The following is a 19,063-nucleotide window of genomic DNA, read 5'->3' as shown; positions in this document are numbered from 1 at the left end:
CTTATTTCTTTTTTGGAAGTGAAATTGTAGACAGCCTACAGATTGATATTAGGTTATCAGCTTCGTCTGTTACTCTAATATCTAGCAGTTGTGTGGTACGTCCTTTATGCAAAAACGTCGCTTTAGCATAGATATAACCTTCGGTTACACTTTTTAGATGATTCGCTGTAATTTCTAAGCCACGTACAAACATATCCTCGGTATCTATAAAAATATGCGATGCAAAACTACCTACACTTTCAGCTAAAGCAGCAGTTGCCCCTCCATGTAATACTCCATCGGGTTGGTACACTTTGGATGTTACAGGCATTCTGGCCACTAAAAAATCATCTCCAAAGTCCACCATTTCAATATCTAAGGTTTCCATTAAGGTATTTTTGCTTGCTGCATTCGCTTTAGCTAGGAAATCCTCTTTAGTCATTTGCATATAAAATAGTATTTTTGAATCGATTACAAAGATACAGAAACCGCTAGAAAAATGAATTCACAAGAGAAAGAAATCTCGTATACAAGCCGCAACTCCTACTCTACTTTAAATACACTTACGGAACACACGAAAACGGTTTGGTTGGTGTGTCATGGTATGGGCTACATGAGTCGTTATTTTCTCAAATACTTTAAAGGTTTAAATGCTGAAGACAATTACATTATTGCGCCACAAGCTCCCAGCAAATTTTATATTCAACCTAAAATGCATGTTGGTGCTAATTGGTTAACGCGTGATAATACCGAAGCCGGAATGGAAAATATTGTAAACTATATTGATGCAGTATTAGAAGTTGAAAAAATTCCTGAAGGTGTTCATTTAATCGTTTTTGGCTATTCTCAAGGCGTTAGTGTAGCCATGCGCTATATAGCAAAACGCCAACTGCAATGTGATCAGCTTGTTCTTCATTCTGGTGGAATTCCAAAAGAATTAACCGCTAAAGATTATAAGTATCTATCTAAAGACACCAAGGTAAAACTGATTTATGGCACTGAAGATGAATATTTAGATGAGCAAAGAATTCAACTTGAGTCCGCACGAGCTAAAGATCTATTTGGAGACAAGGTTAGCTTTATGCCTTTTAAAGGCACACATGTTGTAAATGTTGCGTTTATTGAAAATTTAGTCTAAGACAAATTTAAACAATAAACCTCCTTTTTAAAGATTAGCCATAATTTCTTGCAACTGTCCCGCCCTTATCGGTTTTATAATATAATCCGATATATCGCTGATATTCTTAGCTCTCTCAATATCTACAGGGTCAACAGAAGAAGACACCATATAGATAATTATTTTCTTATTTAATTTTGGTTTTATCTTAACGTACTCTTCCATAAATTGAAACCCATCCATAATAGGCATATTAATATCTAAAAAAATGATATCTGGAAGTTCTTCATTATTATAAAGGTTATCTATCAAAAACTCTAAGGCCTCTTCTCCATCCGAAAAAAGACTTATTTCCTTATCTAAATCAATGGCCTTAAGCATTTTAACAATAGTAAATTGATAGATGTCGTCATCATCAATTACACATATATTGTAATTACTGTTCATAATTAAAAAATTATTGTAAATGTTGTCCCTTTATTTACTTTACTCGATACGTTAATAGCTCCACCCATGGCTTCAATCTGTGTTTTGGTCATATATAACCCTACACCTTTAGCATCTGGATGTCTGTGAAATACTTTATTTAAACCAAAAATTTTATTACCATGTCTCTCTAAATTTATACCTAAGCCATTGTCAGATATTGTTAATTTAATTTTCCCGTTGTCTCTTTCCGATGCTATACTAATTTCTGGGTCTCTATCCTTAGACCTATACTTTATAGCATTACCTATTAAATTAAGAAAAATACTTTCTAAATAAATTTTATCATAATTTATTAATGGCAATTTAGAAAAATCCGCATTAATTATAGCATTTGTTTTTAATATTTCTCCACTTAAAATATCTGTAGTCGTTTTTAATACATTTTCAAACAAAATATCTTCCTTCTCCCTTGAATTATCACCTCTAATCTTTAATGCTTCTACTAGGGTATTTAAAGTAATTGTTAGATGATTAATAACGGCCTCAAATTTTTGAAACAAAAAGTCTTTTTCTTCAGCATCATCTGATTCTACATAAAACCCTAGAAGCGAATTTAAGTTACTTACTGGAGCACGTAAATTATGAGACGTAATCTGTGCAAAATCTGCAAGTTGACTATTTTGTATCATCAATTTCTGTGCTAAAACTTCTAAATCATTTTTAGCTTTTATGATTTTAGTTTGAGCATTTTTTTGCACTGTAATATCTCTAATCGCCGCTGAGATTAATAAGCCTTCTTCTGTTTGAAGTGGACTTAAACTTATTTGTATAGGTATTTCTTTACCGCTTTTATTTATGGCAAATAATTCTTTTTCATTTCCGACTCCCATAGTTCTCACTTTAGGATTAGAGAAAAAACCATCTCGATGCGATACGTGCTCTTCTGAAAATTGTTTAGGAATAAGGATTTCAACGGATTCATTAAATAATTCTTCTGCAGTGTATCCAAATAATTTTTCAGCTTGTTTATTAATCAGCTGAATCTTTCCGTCTGCATTAACAATAACCATGGCATCTGGAGCTGATTCTAACAGCCCTCTAAATTTGTTCTCTGCCATTCTCTGAGCCGTTACATCTTGGCAAGTACCCACCATTTCAACTACCATATTATGACTATCTATGATAACTTTGGCTAAAAGGTGTATGGTTTTTACAGTGCCATCTCTTGTCACTATTTGATGTACTAAGTCAATATTCTTTTTATTATTAATTGCCTGTTCTACATGGGTTGTTACTGTTGCTTTATCGTCTTTATGAACAAAACCAAAATAGGTATCATAAGACACAACCTTGTCTTTTTCTACTCCAAAGATATTATAAAGATTGGCAGACCATTCTACAACATTTGTAACAAGGTTCCACTGCCAATTTCCCATCATCGTTATTTTTTCTGCAAAAGTTAATAACTGATTCTTTCTTAAAATCTCATGTTCTGCCTGTTTTTGAGCAGTAATATCTCGTATTGCCGCAGATAGCAATAGGCCTTGTTCGGTTTCAATAGGACTTAAACTTACTTGAATAGGAATTTCTTTGCCTTGATTATTTAAAGCATATAATTCTTTTCTTGCTGATGTTAATCGTTTCTCAGGGGCATCACTAAAAAAACTAGTACGATGTTCTGTATGCATGTCTTCAAATCGTTTAGGAATAAGCATTTCGACCTTCTTACCTATTAACTCGTCCATAGAATAACCAAATAATTTTTCGGCTTCTTTATTTATTAATTGAATTTCATCGTTTTCATTTACAATTACCATAGCATCTGGAGCTGATTCTAATAAGCCTCTAAACTTATTTTCTTCCATCCTTTGTTCTGTAATATCTTGGCAAGTTCCCATCATTTCAATAACCTCTCCTTGCTCATTGAGAATAACTTCCCCTAAATAATGTACCGTTTTTATTATTCCACTACCAGTTACAATACGATGTATAAAATTATCAGGAAACTTTTTTTCTTTAAATGCACTTTCTACATAATCTGTGATATAAGTTTTATCGTCGGGATGAACTTGACTAAAGAACGTTTCATAAGTTAAATCCGTTAGATCTTCATCGTACTCATATATTTTATACAAATTTGCAGACCATTTTAAAGTATCAGAAACGGTATCCCATTGCCAATTTCCCATCTTGGTTATTCGTTCTGCAAAACTTAGAAAGTGATTTTTACGCATCAGCTCAGTTTCAATCATTTTTTGGGCAGTTACTTCTTGACATGTACCTATAACTTCTATTACATTGTCTAAATCATCTTTAACCACTTGCGCTAAGAGTTGTACAATTTTTATCGTGCCATCTGCCAATTGAATACGATGTACTAAATCAGTAAATACTTTTTCTTCAACAGTCTTTCGCATATGCTCAACAACACGTTCTTTATCTTCTGGATGGGTATAATCAAGATATGTTCCTAGAGTTGTATTAGTATTTTCATCTAATTGAAAAATACGATACAGGTTGGTTGACCATTTAACAGTGTCATTTGCCATATCTGCCTGCCAATTCCCCATCATGGTTATTTCCTCTGCAAAATTTAGAATTTGATTTTTACGAAGCAATTCATTCTGTGCCATTTTTCTATCAGAAATATCATTGGCTACGGCTAAAAATCCTATTTTTTTACCGTCATTATTTTTAATGGCCGTTAAGGTTAATTCTACAGGAAACGTAGAACCATCTTTTCTTTTATACGTCCATTCTCGAGTATCATAAGCATTGTGTTTTGACAATTCTAAATAAGGACTAAAACCTTTGAGGTCTCCTTTATTATACTTTTTAGCAATGTCTTCCTTAAACGCTATGAGTTCTTCTTCTAAATGATAAATTTCTGGTCGTTTTAATCCAATCATTTCTGAAGCAGCATATCCAAGTAACAACTCTGCTCCGCTATTAAAATGATTAATAACTCCATCATTATCAACCGATACAATAGCTAGTGGCCCTGAATTAAATATGGCTTTTAATTGGGTATGCGCTTCAAACAATTCTCTTTCGGCTACTTTAGTTGCCGTAACATCTTGACAAGTACCAATCATTTCAGTGATATTACCAAATACATCGGTAATAACTTCTCCTAAAAGTTGAATAAATTTAACATCTCCATCACCTACTATAATCCTATGCGTCAGTCGTTTTAGTTTTTTATCAACTCTAGTTTGATCAAAATAAGCCGTTACAATGTTTTTATCTTCAGGATGAACAAAACTAAAATACGTATCAAAGCTTAAATCATCAATCGCTGTATCGAGTTCAAAAATATTATACATATTATTAGACCAGTCCACTTTATCAACCACCGTGTTCCATTGCCAATTTCCTAATAAAGAGATTTCTTCTGCAAAATTCAACAGTTGATTTTTTCGTAAGAGTTCATCCTGAGCAATTTCTTTTTCTGATATATCATTAGACACCCCTAAAAACCCAATAAGCTGTCCTTTCTCGTCTTTAAGAGATGTTAAGGTTAATTGAACAGGTAGAATTGATCCATCTTTTCTCAAATAATGCCATTCTCGTGTATCGTAAGCATTATATTTTGCTAATTCTTCCTGTGCATTAAAACCTGATACACTTTTCCCATACTGTTTAGCAATATCTTCTTTAAAAGCATCTAATTCATCTCCTAAATGATATAAAACAGGTCTTTCTAATCCTATCACTTCATCTGCAGAATAGCCTGTTAAGGCTTCTGCTCCAGGATTAAACTTTCGAATTATTCCATCGGTGTCGGTAGCTACAATAGCTACAGCCTTAGAATTAAAAATGGCCTTCAATTGAGAGTGAGCTTTATTAAGCGCTAACTCAGCGAGTTTTTTATCATTTATATCCTGAAACACTCCAAAAACACGTATACATTTACCGTTATGAATTTCCGCCTGCCCAATAGCACGTGTCCAAATAATTTTATGATCTGTTGTAACAAGTTCTAGCTCTACATCAAATGATTTTCCTTGTTCTGTAGCTGCTGTCATTACGTTTTGAATGGTATCTCTGCTTTTCCCTTCTTTGAAAAAACCAATAGCAAATTCTAAATCTGGTTTAAAATTTCCTGGCACACCATGTATTTCACAAACAATCTTACTCCAGTATACTTCATTTTTTATTAAATTAAATTCCCATGCCCCAATTCTAGTAAGTTCATTTGATTTATTCAATATATTTTGAATGCGAATGTTTTCTTGTTCTTTTTCTTTTGCCTGCGTAATATCTCCGGTATACATTAATATACCACCTATGTCACCTTCTAAGTTATACCAAGGCCTAACATCCCAAAAAATCCATTGTACAGATCCATCTTTACGAATAAAAAGCTCTTCTTCGCAAGCGCTTGTTTCTCCTTTTAAACACCTTTGATGCATTAATTTCCATTCCTCACCTATTTCGGGAAATAAATCATAATGAGAACGACCAATAAATTCTTGTCCTTCCATTTTATAATCTGAAATCCAACGTTGAGAAACAGCTATATAACGCATATGAGTATCTACCATTGCTATAGCTGTAGGAGCTTGCTCAATAAAAGCCTTATTATAGGCTTCTTTTTTTCTAAATCTGTCTTAAGATTTGTTAATTCTTCTAAATGCTCTTTTATTTTGATTTCTGATTTAGAAAAATCACTATTTATTTTTATAAGTTTATAATTTTGTTTAAACAATTTATTTTGTATCGGAACTAAAATAAACAGGAATTCTCCAATTAAGACTAATGCTGCAAAAAGTGCAAGAAAATAGCTAGTTTGTAATAGATTATTCAGATTGTTTTCAGCACTTTTTTGATATTCCCTTATCACTGACTGCATAGATAAGAAATACGGCAACTCTGTTTCAGCAATATAATCTACATCTTTGGCAATTAAGTTTGTATTAGCACTCTTTATAATACGTCTACTAGAAGAGACTATTTTTTGTGATTGTTTATCAGTAATTTTAAGCAAAGAATCTATGATCTTATTATCCCCTTCTTGTTTATTTACAGAGTCTAAAAAATAATGTGTGTTTTCAAATTCATCAACATAGTCTTTAAAAGCACTTACTAATTCTGTGCTAATGGTATCACTATTAATACTATCAAGAGAATAGACTAAACTATTCATACGTTCATTTAACAGGCATTGATTAGAAGCTTTACTTATTAATAAAGCTGATTTTTTTTGATTATTAACACTACTTTGAAGAATAACCAAAACAGTTATAATGACTACTATGATTGTAGATATAAATAGTAAATATCTTTTTTTGATAGAATATTCTAATGTCTTCATTAACAGTTTTTAAAGCATCAAATACACCTGTTAAATCGAACAGACACAGCTAGACACATTTGCTATAAAAAAAATATTTTAACTATAATATTTCTCACATATATTATATGAGACACATTCAATTTATGAAGAGTCACTTATAAATAAAAAAAAAGATAAATATGACTTGAAGAAGTACGTATAGTAAAATGTTAAAATACGAAAATTATATTAATGTACTTACACGCTATACTTAAATTAATGTAAATTTATTAAAATAGCATATGTTTTAATTCAACAAAAAAACTCAATAAAACTTAATCATATATTTATATCTCTAAGATTAAGGGTAGAGTAAAAAAACACTATATACTACGTTTTATGGTCTCGTACAATACAAAAGTAAAGTAATGCGCTTTTAACCTGTAGAATACATATTTTTAATAGCGGTTAAAATTAATGTTAGCTTGTTTTCTGAAGGGTTTTATTCTTATCTTTTAAAATAGCTAATTGTTTTTCTAAAAAGGTAATAGCTTGTTCTGTTTTATAACTTGATTTTGAAGCGAAATCTTCTAAATCTTGTTTCAGCTTCTCTTTTCCTGAAGAAGCTGCTTTAGATAAATCTTCTTTTACTTCAGTAAAATCGTTAGTAATTTGATCTTTAATTTCTTTTCCTTCTTTTTTGAGTTTATCTCTTGTTACACTTCCTTTATCTGGTGCTAACAAAATGCCAGCTGCTGCTCCAATTAATACCCCTAATATTAATGTTCCCTTATTAATCATAACTTTTCTTTTTTTTATTAAACATCTGTTCTACTTTATACGTCGTAAAACAGACGGCTTTGTTACAAACAAATTTAGCGCCAAGCATTTATAAGTTACATCTTTAAATGCCTTAGTATCTTAAACTTTCATTTATAAATGGTTTTAACCATCTCAGATATCGATTTAGTTTGTAATACCGTACTAAAAAAAATATAAGCTCCTTTGTTTCGTATAAAAGAAAAATGCTATAATTAATCGGTCGTTAATTTGTGTACTATCGCTTTAATAGGAAGAATCTCCGTGGTATGCTCAATACTAGGACCAGCCACCCAAACGGTTTTGTACGTCGCTTTTTTTGCGGCTTTTTCTGTGGCCTTCATACCTATAGAAAACCGGACCATCTTTACCCATTTTTTCAAGCTTTTGTTCTTGTTTAGTAGATTTTCAATCCAAGTTGCTTTAGTTCCTATTTTTTGAACATAAGGAGTATTAATAACCGTACAAGGGGTCCCAGAAATACGTTCGGTCATTATAATATCTTTAGCACCATAATCGACACAGGCTTGTTTATAATCGTCCGTAACACCAGCTTCAACAGAAGCAATAAATGGACTTCCTACAGAAACCCCTTCTGCTCCGTAGCTTAACATTTTATCGATATCGGCTTTGCACCCTACTCCTCCTGCAGAAATTACAGGAATTGATAATTCCTTGCTTAACAAGTTTGTTAATTCTTCTGGTGACAAATTTCCTCGATGACCTCCGGCTTCATTATTTACAGCAATAGCTGCGTCAGCACCTAATTGTTCTACTTTTTTAGCAAATCTCAAATCCGTAACATCACAGAACACTTTAATGCCGGCTGCATGCGCTTGTCTTATTGTTTCTTCGGGACTACCGAGTGATGTGATAATAAAATCACAACCTTCTTCACAAAGCACTTCTAATTGCCCTTTGTACTTTATGTTCGATTTATTTACAATTAAGTTAAATCCAAATGAACCACCTTCAACTTTATGCGCTTTAAGTTCTTTTATAGCTTCTCTTAATTCTTCTAAAGTCCTATAATTTAAAGCAGGAATACAACCCGCAATTCCAGCTTTCATTGCTTCTGTAACCATAGCAACATTAGAGACCAAAAACATTGGGGCTTGAATTATTGGATACTTTATATGGAGTAATTCTGTGAGTTTAGTTTGCATAACTATTAGAGGTATTTATTACTGTTTAAAATGCTTCAACATCTAGGTTAACAACTTTACTGAGACTAAATCTTGTTATACAAATATAATAATTTATTATGCATGCATAGCAATTATTCGTCTAAGAATCGATAATAACCACATTTTAAATAAGCTCCTTCAGGAAATGCAATGGGATGATCAGTATCGTGTTTTGTTTTAAGCTCTGTTTCAAAAAGTCGAGATTGAGAATTTAGAACCCACTCATTTAAATCAAAGAACGACTGCGCCAATACTCTAGAAGAACAGGATGCTAAAACTAAAAGTCCATTTTTAGATGTTAACTTCTCACCTAACTCTGCTAATTGGGCATATTTCTTTTTCGCTAAATCAATTTCAGATTGTTGCTTGGCAAAACTTGGAGGGTCAATTACAACAACATCAAAGGTTTTACCTTTTTCTATTAACCCCTTCATTTCTACAAAGGCATCACCAGATATGGTTTTATGATGTCCAGAATAAGCATTGAGCTTACCGTTTTCACGAGCCATATCTAAAGCTTGCTTGCTAATATCTAAGCTTGTGACTTCGGTTGCTCCCTTAGCTAAAGCATGAACTGAAAATCCACCAGCATAAGAGAAAACATCTAATACAGATTTCCCTTTACTTAATTCTCCAACACGTCTTCTATTATCTCTATGATCTAAAAAATAGCCTGTTTTATGCCCTTTAATAACATTCGCTGAGAACTTAACTCCATGCTCCACAAATTCTATAACTTCATTTTCGAGCGTACCAAATATCACGTCACCATCATTTAAATTATGACTTTTACTATTTTGTAAACTACGACTTAAACGCATTACAATAGTTTCTGCCTGAGACGTTTGTTGTAAACTTTCTAGAATAGATTCTAAATAAGGTAACCAAATTTCGGAATACAATTTCACGACTAACACGTGATTATAAACATCAGCTATTAATCCAGGGAAACCATCATTTTCACCAAATATTAAGCGATAACTATTAGTATTGGTTTGCAACAATTCTGTTCGCTTTTCAAAAGCTAAAGCAATTTTATGTTGAAAAAAATCGGCATTAATCTTAACCTTAGTCTCTGCATTATGAATGATTTTAATTCGGATAGGAGAATCAGCATCGTACAAGCCCAAACCAACGACCTTATTTTTATTCTTACTAAATATAATGGCTAAATCGCCAGTGTTGGGATCATCGTTTATTTTTACAATACTGTTAGAAAACACCCAAGGATGTCCTTTTACCACAAACTGTTCTCCTTTAGCATTGAGTTTAACTGCTAGGTTCTTAGTTTCTTTTTTTGTGAATGCTATATTGAATATCATATCTTATAAAACGCTTATTAAAAGGTCAAAATTAACCTTAAAAAAGTTAATGATTTACTTTCTGAATACTAAACCTTTAAGTTTTTAACTATTTTCAAAAAATAGAATACAATGGTTATCTTTATAAAATCAAATTCGCGCTTTTCATTTCTAATAATCACTAAAATTTAAATACGATTAATGAAAAATATTTTAATTTATGGGGCTTCTGGTCATGCAAAAATGATTGTAGATATTATTCTAAAAAATAAAACCTACGCCATTAAAGGCTTTATAGACTCTTATAAGCCTATTGGCAATGGTATTATGAGCTATAAAATTCTTGGCAATTTAACCCATCTCCCTCAATTGATAAACGAATTGAAAATAGAAGGCATTGTGATTGCGGTTGGAGATAATTATTCCCGACTACGAGCTTATGAAAAAATTACAACAATTGCACCACAGTTAAACTTCCCTTCTATAATACACTCTAGTGCCATTATTGCTTTAGATGTTACTATTGGTCATGGTTCTGTTATTATGGCTAATAGTGTTATCAATGCCAATTCTAACGTAGGTATTGGTTGTATTTTAAATACGGCATCTACTTTTGGTCACGATTCAACAATGGGAGATTTTTCTAGTTTAGCATCTGGCGTTACGGTTGGTGGAAATGTTCATATCGGTAATAGTTCTGCGATATGTCTTGGCGCCTCTATAATTCACAATATTATAATAGGTCACAATTCTGTCGTTGGAGCAGGATCCTTAGTCCTAAAACCTATTGCTGATTATAAACAGGCTTTTGGCTCTCCCGTAAACACCATAAAAGAAAGAAAAGCTGATTCTAAATATTTAGGCTAATTTAAGTGTAAAATTCATTGACCACTTCCCTTCTCTTTCCAGAAGCTAAAAGCGGAATTTCATCAACATAATTTACTTTTATAATAGCATCGTCTCCAAAATAAGCTTTATAATCTGAAATTAATTCTACTTCGTCTATGGCCTTATTAGTATTGAGGTTAATGTGATATTCTGTTCTACTTTTCTGAATCAATTGAAATTGCTTGAATTGACCGTAATCCATTAACCTCAGCGATAAATGGGATGAAATAAGCTCTCCTTTAGTGTTATAGAGTTGATCTACTTTTCTACCTGAAATTTTAGAAAAAAACGGTCGACCATAGGCGTCGTGTTCCATAATACCAATATCACCAGTATCATATCTTATTAAAGGCGTTGCTAGATTGTATAAATCCGTTAAAACAATACGTCCTGCCTCACCATCAGGTAATACTTTATCTTCATTTAGAGCTAAGATTTCCATGATGTAACTAGAATCATTAATTCTAAATTTTGTCTCTTCCGCACTAAGTTGTTGCGCCATAATACCAGTTTCGTTATTTGAATACCTAGATAATGGTGTAATTCCAAAATAGTGTTTTGTAGCCGTTTTTGTATAAGAATTTAAACTTTCAGAAATTGTAATAATGGATTTGGTTTTAAAACGAATTGGATTTTGCTCTAAAGTATCTATATAGTTACAGATTTTTTCAAAAGCCGTTGGGTATCCAAGAAAACTGATGGCCGTAGTTCGCTTATTTAGTTGGGATATGAGCTCAGCAATTTTAGCATCTGAAAGACATAAGATGTTCCAGGGTTTAAAATTCTTAACCAAAAAATTAAATTGTAATTTAAAATGAATGTATTTAGGCCATATTCTAATAAACACTAAAAATCCTCCTAATTGATAATTGGATTGGGACGAATAATACAAATTATCTGCCTGAATTTTGCGAACCTTTTCTTTATTTTGATAAAGTTGAAAAGGAGCGCCTGTTGAACCACTTGTTGAAGCTATTGTACAGTTTTCTTTTTGAAATTTATCAGAAAAAAAAGCATCAAAATTATCACGAATCCTATTTTTATTAACGACCGGAAAATCTTGTAATGTTTTAAAGCGTTTTGTCTTGTAGAATGCTGTTGTTTCCGTGGCATGACGTAACAGTTTTTGCAAATGCTTTGTTCTCTCTTCATCTACCCAATGTCTATCTTTAGATTCTAAAATAGATTGGGTATACCTCAAAGTCGATTTTAATGGACTCCCCTTAAAAAAATCTAAGGTCCAGAAAATAATTTGTCTTAAATTCAATTTGAACTGGTTTATGTAAATTTAATTAAATTTTAGGTTACAGCGATTTACCTTATAGCCCTTTAACAAAAAAAAACGCAACCAAATTAATGATTGCGCTTTTGTTTTTATAATTTAAGTCTTTTGCTTCTTCAAGCTTTTAACTTTGTGCGTTTCGAGAAATTCCGAAACAAGTTCGGAATAAGCGATTCACACAATTCTGACGAAAAAAGTCAGAATTGGTTCTCTGCTTACTTAACTTCTTCGAAGTCTACATCTTCAACATCGCTGTTTTCATCAGCAGCTTGTCCGTTAGCACCTGCACCTGCATCTGTTGGTCCACCTTCTGGTGCTCCTCCTTCCGCTTGAGCTTTGTACATTTCTTCACTTGCTACTTTCCATGCTTCATTGATTTTATCTAAAGCTGGTGTAATAACGGCAATATCTTTTGTTTCATATGCTTTCTTCAATTCTTCAAGTGCTGATTCAATTGGTGCTTTTTTATCAGCAGATAATTTATCACCAAACTCTTTCAACTGACTTTCTGTTTGAAAAATCATAGCATCTGCCTCATTCAATTTATCAGCAGTTTCTTTTGCTTTAGCATCTGCTTCAGCATTTGCTTCTGCATCAGCTTTCATCTTTTTGATTTCTTCTTCTGTTAATCCAGATGATGCTTCAATACGAATATCTTGTTTTTTACCTGAAGCTTTATCTTCTGCAGATACTTTAATGATACCATTAGCATCAATATCAAACGTTACTTCAATCTGAGGTGTTCCTCGTCTTGCTGGTGGAATACCATCTAAATGGAAACGACCAATCGTTTTGTTATCTGCTGCCATAGGACGTTCACCTTGTAATACGTGAATCTCTACTGATGGCTGATTATCTGCTGCTGTTGAGAATACTTGTGATTTCTTTGTAGGAATCGTCGTATTTGCCTCAATCAATTTAGTCATTACATTACCCATAGTTTCGATACCAAGAGATAATGGAGTAACATCTAATAAAAGAACGTCTTTTACATCACCGGTTAATACACCACCTTGAATACCTGCTCCTAAAGAAACAACCTCATCTGGGTTTACACCTTTACTTGGTGCTTTTCCGAAGAATTTCTCTACTGCTGCAACTACTGCAGGAATACGTGTAGAACCACCTACTAAAATAACTTCGTCAATATCAGACTTAGATAAACCTGCTGCTTTTAATGCAGACTCACATGGCTCAATAGTACGTTTGATTAAGTCATCGATTAACTGCTCAAATTTAGAACGTGTTAGTGTACGTACCAAGTGTTTTGGTCCACTAGCTGTAGCCGTAACGTATGGTAAGTTGATTTCTGTTTGTGCAGAAGATGATAATTCAATTTTTGCTTTTTCAGCAGCTTCTTTTAGACGTTGTAAAGCCATCGGGTCTGTACGTAAGTCCATATCTTCATCCTTAATAAACTCTTCAGCTAACCAGTCAATGATTCTTTCATCTACATCATCACCACCTAAGTGTGTGTCACCATCTGTAGACAATACTTCAAAGACACCGTCACCTAATTCAAGGATAGAAACATCATGTGTACCTCCACCAAAATCGAAAACTACGATTTTTTGATCTGTACCTTTTTTGTCCATTCCATAAGCTAAAGCAGCAGCTGTTGGTTCGTTAATAATTCTACGAACTTTTAAACCTGCAATCTCACCAGCTTCTTTTGTTGCCTGACGTTGTGCATCATTAAAATATGCTGGTACTGTAATTACAGCTTCAGAAACATCTTGTCCTAAATAATCTTCAGCTGTTTTCTTCATTTTTTGAAGAATCATTGCTGATAATTCTTGTGGCGTATATAAACGACCATCAATATCGACACGAGGAGTGTCATTATCACCTTTTACCACTTTATATGGTACACGTTCAGCTTCTTTTTTAGACTCAGAATACTTGTTACCCATAAAACGCTTAATAGAATAAACTGTTTTTGTTGGGTTAGTTACTGCTTGTCTCTTCGCTGGATCTCCAACTTTAATTTCACCACCTTCTACGAAAGCGATAACCGAAGGTGTTGTTCTTTTACCTTCAGCGTTTGGGATTACAACTGGCTCGTTACCTTCCATTACGGAAACACAAGAGTTGGTTGTACCTAAATCAATTCCAATAATCTTACTCATAATATTTATTTGTTAATAGTTTGCCGCTTTCACGGAAATTATAGTGTGTTAATTTTTTAATCTCGATTACTAATAGTCAATGATTATGCCACGCCAAAAAATATGACATGATGTCACTTTAATAAATTGTTATGAATTATATAGGCGTCATAACACTACTCAAACCTTAAGATAACATTCATAAAAATTTCATCATTTTTTTATAATACTGCGTACATATTTAAACAACATGTGCTTAATAGTTTTACACGAAACAAATCAACCAAAACATTATGAAACACATTTTACGATTATTCTTTATCTTATTTACGTGCTTAGCAAGCGCTCAGTTACATACAGGTGATCTTGCATTCACGGCTTTTAATGCCGATGGTGATGATGACTTTGCCTTGGTAACTTTTGTAGATATTCCTGCAAATACAACCATTTATTTTTCTGATAAGGAATGGCTAGAAACTGAATTCAATTCAGGGGAAGCCAATTACGAGTGGCAAACGGGAGCATCTGTAATTTCTGCAGGAACTGTCATTACATTCTACACCATAAGCGCAACTGCAACAGTGTCTCATGGAACTATTGTGGGTTCTCCTGGCGGAATTTCCGGATCGGCTGAAGCTATCTTTGTTTATTTAGGTACTGATATAAACACACCAACAACGTTTATCACGGCTGCCGCAAATGCTTCTTCGGCATATGACGATGGAGCTGGCACTGGCTTAACTGGCACAGGACTAACCGAAGGCACGACGGCTATTACATATCCAAATGGTACAGACATCGCTGCCTATAATGGTCCAAGAACAGGATTTACAGCCAATGGTTATTTAGTCGCACTAAATAATATGGCGAATTATGACATACAAGACGCTAGTGGCGATCAAAGTATAGATGCTATTGCTCCAGATGTCCCGTTTAATACCTCTGCTTTTATAATTTCAACATCTGACACGCATCCGCCAAGCGTAGCAAATGGTATTGTTTCAGGACTAAACACAGTAGAGGTTACATTTACAGAAGCGATTACTGAAGCGAGTGCCGAAACCTTAACTAATTATGTTTTTAATCCCGCTTTAACAATCAACACGGTTATCTATGACAACACAACATTAACTGCTACAATTACGCATTCTGGTTTTACTGAAGGCACGCTTTATAATCTAACTATTAATAGTCTAGAAGATTTATCGAGCAACACACAAACCGCACCTTATATCAGTGGAGATTTATTCTATAATACAACAACTTCGGGCTTATTATTTACAGAAATTATGTACAACGCCCCTTCTAATAATTCTAACGCTCTTGAATTTTTAGAACTCTATAATAATAGTACAAGTTCTATTTCTTTAGGAGGAATTACAGTTAATGACGAAGGTAACTTTACTTTTACGTTCCCTGAGATGACTCTTGCTTCTGGTGAAATTGTACTATTAGCAACTGACAAGGCCTCGGCTGATGCCTTTTATGGTGTTAGCTTTTTAGATATGCCGCAGGCCATTTCTAATGCGCTTGGTAATGGCGGCGAATTACTTCAAATTAAAAACTCAAATGGAAATATTATTTCTCAAGTTGAGTACAGTGATGATGCTCCCTGGCCTACTTCTGTTGATGGTAATGGTCCTTCTTTAGAGTTATTAACCCCTAACGGAGATTATAATGAAGGTACAAACTGGGCCTCTGCCACTAATTTTATTGGTCAATCTTTAGGTGATGATGTTTTTGCATCTCCTGGAATTTACAATCCTGTAACTAACGTTGTACCACAAATCAGTTTTACAAAATCGACCTATAACATTAGTGAAGACGAAACTACTTTAGATATTTCAATTGAATTATCATCAATTTCATCAGACGCTATTTCTGTTGATGTTAGTCTAGTTACCGATTTATTGACAGCTACTAAAACTGATGATTTTTCATTCACAAATCAGACTGTCAATTTCCCTGCGAATTCTTCTGAAGCGATTACATTATCTATTCCTATTGTAAATGATGGTTTAGCTGAAATGGATGAACTTTTCATTTTAGAACTTTCTAATCCAACAAACGGAACGCTTGGAGCCTATGAAACTACTGGAATTTACATTTTAGACATAGACACCGATGTTCCTGTTGCAACCGACCTATTAGATATTCAGTATATAACAAGTTACTTGGTTGATGATGCGGGTTCTGCTGAAATTGTAGCACATGACCCTATGTCTCAACGTTTGTTTGTGTTGAATTCTACAGGACAAAAATTAGAGATTATTGATTTCTCTGATATTAATGCAATTGCAACATTAAATTCTATTGACTTATCAAGTTTTGGAGACCCAACCAGTGTGGCGTACAAAAACGGTATTGTAGCTGTTGGTATTTCAAAAGGCCCTTTAGAAGATGGTGTAGTTGTATTTTGTGATATCAATGGGACTATCTCTTCTACTGTTACTGCAGGAAATCTTCCAGATATGGTTGGCTTTACTCCAGATGGCACAAAACTTTTAGTTGCTAATGAAGGTCAACCAAATGATGATTATTCTGTAGATCCTGAAGGCAGTATTTCAGTTATTGATGTTACAGGAGGTTTGAGTAATATTCTACAATCTAATGTTACATCGATAAACTTCAACGCTTTTGATGCTCAAATTGAAACATTAAAAACTAATGGTGTTAGAGTTTTTGGCCCAAGCGCTTCGGTTTCTCAAGATATGGAACCAGAATATATCACCTTTTCTAACGATTCTCAAACTGCTTATGTTACATTACAAGAAAACAATGCTGTTGGAGTTATTGACTTAAGTACAAATACCATTACATCAATATTACCATTAGGTTTAAAAGATCATAGCTTAACTGGAAATACACTTGATACTTCCGATAAAACCGATTTCATTTTCTTATCAAATTGGCCAGTAAAAGGCATGTATATGCCAGATGCTTTGGCATCTTATGAAATTGCAGGAACTACTTATTTAGTAACTGCTAATGAAGGCGATGCAAGAGAATATGATACGTTTGAAGAAGAAATAAAAGTTGGAGATTTAAATTTAGACCCAACTATTTTCCCAAATGCTGATGCTTTACAATTAGAAAGCAACCTTGGTCGTTTAACTGCTACTAATGCTAATGGAGATATTGATAACGATGGTGATTTTGATGAAATCCACATCTTTGGTTCACGTTCTTTTAGTATATGGAATGCCACTACCGGAACTTTAGTTTACGATAGTGCAGATGATTTTGAACGCATCACAGCAAATGATCCAATTTATGGATCACTTTTTAATGTAAGTAACAGCAATAACAACCTTAAAAATAGAAGTGACAATAAAGGTCCTGAACCCGAAGGTGTCACTATAACTCAAATTGATGGTCAGTTTTACGCTTTCATAACCTTAGAGCGTGTTGGTGGTTTTATGACTTATAATATTACTGACCCAACAAATCCTGTATTTGAAAAATATATAAATAATAGAGATTTAGGCGACGATGAAGGAGGTGATTTAGCTCCAGAAGGTATTATTTATGTAACACCAGAAGATAGTCCTAATAACACTGGTTTAGTGATTATGGCAAACGAAGTCAGTTCTACATTAAGCTTCTACGCACTTAATACAACAACTTTAAGCGATGATGAGTTTACCTTAAATTTTGAAGCATTAAAAATATACCCAAATCCTTCAAAATCAAATCAAACTGTTTATTTCAACAAAACTATTTCAGTGTCTTTATATGATATTCATGGACGTGAAATGATTTCTAAAGCCAATACAACGCACTTAAAATTACCAAATTTAAAACTTGGTACTTATATATTAAAAACCAAAGAAGGTGAACGTTTTAAGCTTTTAATATATAAGGACTAAGTTTAACCATAGTGTGAAAGCAGCTACTTGAGTAGCTGCTTTTTTCACTCCAAATTTTATTACTTTCATTACTCTTGGAAATTTTAAGAGCATATCAAGCGTTATTTTATCAAAAGGGCATGTTGTTTGATATTGATTAAATAGTAATACATTAGTAATTAATTAAATTATAACCTTATGAAGAAAATAGCCTCATTATTATTTGTTGTTTCATTAATATTAACATCTTGTACAGGAGAACAAGGCCCACCTGGATACGACGGATACGATGGTCAAGATGGATTAGACGGAGTTAATTTTGTCGGACAATCATTTGAAAGAACAATTGATTTCTTACCTCCAAATTATGAACAGTATATTGTTATCCCTAGTACAATTGAACTTTTTGAAACAGATATGACTTTAGTATATGTACTTTGGGAACAAGATCCAGTAACAGGTAATGATGTATGGAGACTTATTCCTCAAACAGTTTTCACAGATTCTGGTGAGTTATTCCAATACAATTATGACTATAGCTTTGATGAAGTTCGATTATTTATAGATGCACCTTTAAATTTTGATCGCAATAACCTATCAACAGCAGCTACTTTGAATCAGACATTTAGAATAGTTGTACTTCCTGTAGATTTTATAGATAGTATTAATTTGGACGTAACAAATTACAATGACGTGATAGAGTATCTTCAGTAACATTGTGAGGCTGCTCTCAAAATAAATAAAAAAGCTCGAAATTTAGTTTCGAGCTTTTTTATTTATAGAATTATTTCCTTTTAAAAACAACATCTATATTTGCCCTAAGACTA

At 33.2% G+C, this 19,063-nt stretch carries 13 protein-coding genes; 4 read left to right on the top strand and 9 right to left on the bottom strand.

Annotated elements, in window-relative coordinates; all coding sequences use genetic code 11:
• Position 1: 1 nt before the first annotated feature.
• On the bottom strand, positions 2 to 427 hold the full coding sequence (locus tag ACXGSQ_RS11635; protein ID WP_458626348.1) for a PaaI family thioesterase: 426 nt from the start codon (positions 425 to 427) through the stop codon (positions 2 to 4).
• Positions 428 to 478: 51 nt separating this feature from the next.
• Between ACXGSQ_RS11635 and ACXGSQ_RS11630 the strand changes: the two genes are divergently transcribed.
• A complete protein-coding gene (locus tag ACXGSQ_RS11630; protein WP_458626347.1) occupies positions 479 to 1,117 on the top strand; it encodes an alpha/beta hydrolase in 639 nt (212 codons plus the stop codon).
• A 27-nt stretch (positions 1,118 to 1,144) separates the two neighbouring features.
• On the opposite strand, the gene ACXGSQ_RS11625 is transcribed toward ACXGSQ_RS11630, so the two are convergent.
• From ACXGSQ_RS11625 to ACXGSQ_RS11600, 6 genes are all read right to left on the bottom strand, one after another.
• Complete coding sequence (locus ACXGSQ_RS11625) at positions 1,145 to 1,543, bottom strand: response regulator (protein WP_458626346.1); 399 nt, start codon at positions 1,541 to 1,543, stop codon at positions 1,145 to 1,147.
• A 2-nt stretch (positions 1,544 to 1,545) separates the two neighbouring features.
• The gene (locus ACXGSQ_RS11620; protein WP_458626345.1) at positions 1,546 to 6,072 is read right to left on the bottom strand and encodes a PAS domain-containing sensor histidine kinase; all 4,527 of its coding nucleotides are present in this window, start codon (positions 6,070 to 6,072) and stop codon (positions 1,546 to 1,548) included.
• Positions 6,073 to 6,074: 2 nt separating this feature from the next.
• Positions 6,075 to 6,842, bottom strand: a complete 768-nt coding sequence (locus ACXGSQ_RS11615; protein WP_458626344.1) for a hypothetical protein — start codon at positions 6,840 to 6,842, stop codon at positions 6,075 to 6,077.
• Between the two features lie 441 nt (positions 6,843 to 7,283).
• Positions 7,284 to 7,604 carry a YtxH domain-containing protein gene (locus ACXGSQ_RS11610; RefSeq protein ID WP_458626343.1) on the bottom strand — a complete coding sequence of 107 codons (321 nt, stop codon included), beginning with the start codon at positions 7,602 to 7,604 and terminating at the stop codon, positions 7,284 to 7,286.
• Between the two features lie 233 nt (positions 7,605 to 7,837).
• Positions 7,838 to 8,788 (bottom strand): NAD(P)H-dependent flavin oxidoreductase, encoded by a 951-nt coding sequence (locus tag ACXGSQ_RS11605; RefSeq protein ID WP_458626342.1) that lies wholly within the window; start codon positions 8,786 to 8,788, stop codon positions 7,838 to 7,840.
• Positions 8,789 to 8,901: 113 nt separating this feature from the next.
• A complete protein-coding gene (locus tag ACXGSQ_RS11600; protein ID WP_458626341.1) occupies positions 8,902 to 10,131 on the bottom strand; it encodes a class I SAM-dependent rRNA methyltransferase in 1,230 nt (409 codons plus the stop codon).
• A gap of 180 nt (positions 10,132 to 10,311) precedes the next feature.
• On the opposite strand from ACXGSQ_RS11600, the gene ACXGSQ_RS11595 reads away from it, so the two are divergent.
• Positions 10,312 to 10,977, top strand: a complete 666-nt coding sequence (locus tag ACXGSQ_RS11595; RefSeq protein ID WP_458626340.1) for a NeuD/PglB/VioB family sugar acetyltransferase — start codon at positions 10,312 to 10,314, stop codon at positions 10,975 to 10,977.
• A 1-nt stretch (position 10,978) separates the two neighbouring features.
• Here the strand turns inward: ACXGSQ_RS11595 and ACXGSQ_RS11590 are convergent, their stop codons facing one another.
• Complete coding sequence (locus tag ACXGSQ_RS11590) at positions 10,979 to 12,265, bottom strand: phenylacetate--CoA ligase family protein (protein WP_458626339.1); 1,287 nt, start codon at positions 12,263 to 12,265, stop codon at positions 10,979 to 10,981.
• 230 nt (positions 12,266 to 12,495) lie between these two features.
• Positions 12,496 to 14,409 carry a molecular chaperone DnaK gene (gene dnaK / locus ACXGSQ_RS11585; RefSeq protein ID WP_458626338.1) on the bottom strand — a complete coding sequence of 638 codons (1,914 nt, stop codon included), beginning with the start codon at positions 14,407 to 14,409 and terminating at the stop codon, positions 12,496 to 12,498.
• A 272-nt stretch (positions 14,410 to 14,681) separates the two neighbouring features.
• On the opposite strand from dnaK, the gene ACXGSQ_RS11580 reads away from it, so the two are divergent.
• Both ACXGSQ_RS11580 and ACXGSQ_RS11575 read left to right on the top strand, forming a co-directional pair.
• Positions 14,682 to 18,257: a choice-of-anchor I family protein gene (locus ACXGSQ_RS11580; RefSeq protein ID WP_458626337.1), complete on the top strand. Its 3,576-nt coding sequence runs from the start codon at positions 14,682 to 14,684 to the stop codon at positions 18,255 to 18,257.
• 177 nt (positions 18,258 to 18,434) lie between these two features.
• The gene (locus tag ACXGSQ_RS11575; RefSeq protein WP_458626336.1) at positions 18,435 to 18,950 is read left to right on the top strand and encodes a dihydrolipoamide dehydrogenase; all 516 of its coding nucleotides are present in this window, start codon (positions 18,435 to 18,437) and stop codon (positions 18,948 to 18,950) included.
• The last annotated feature ends 113 nt before the right edge of the window (positions 18,951 to 19,063 follow it).

The organism is Winogradskyella sp. PC D3.3 (assembly GCF_054366245.1).
Note: the sequence above shows the minus strand (reverse complement) of the source record. Positions and strands in the feature narration are given on the sequence as shown.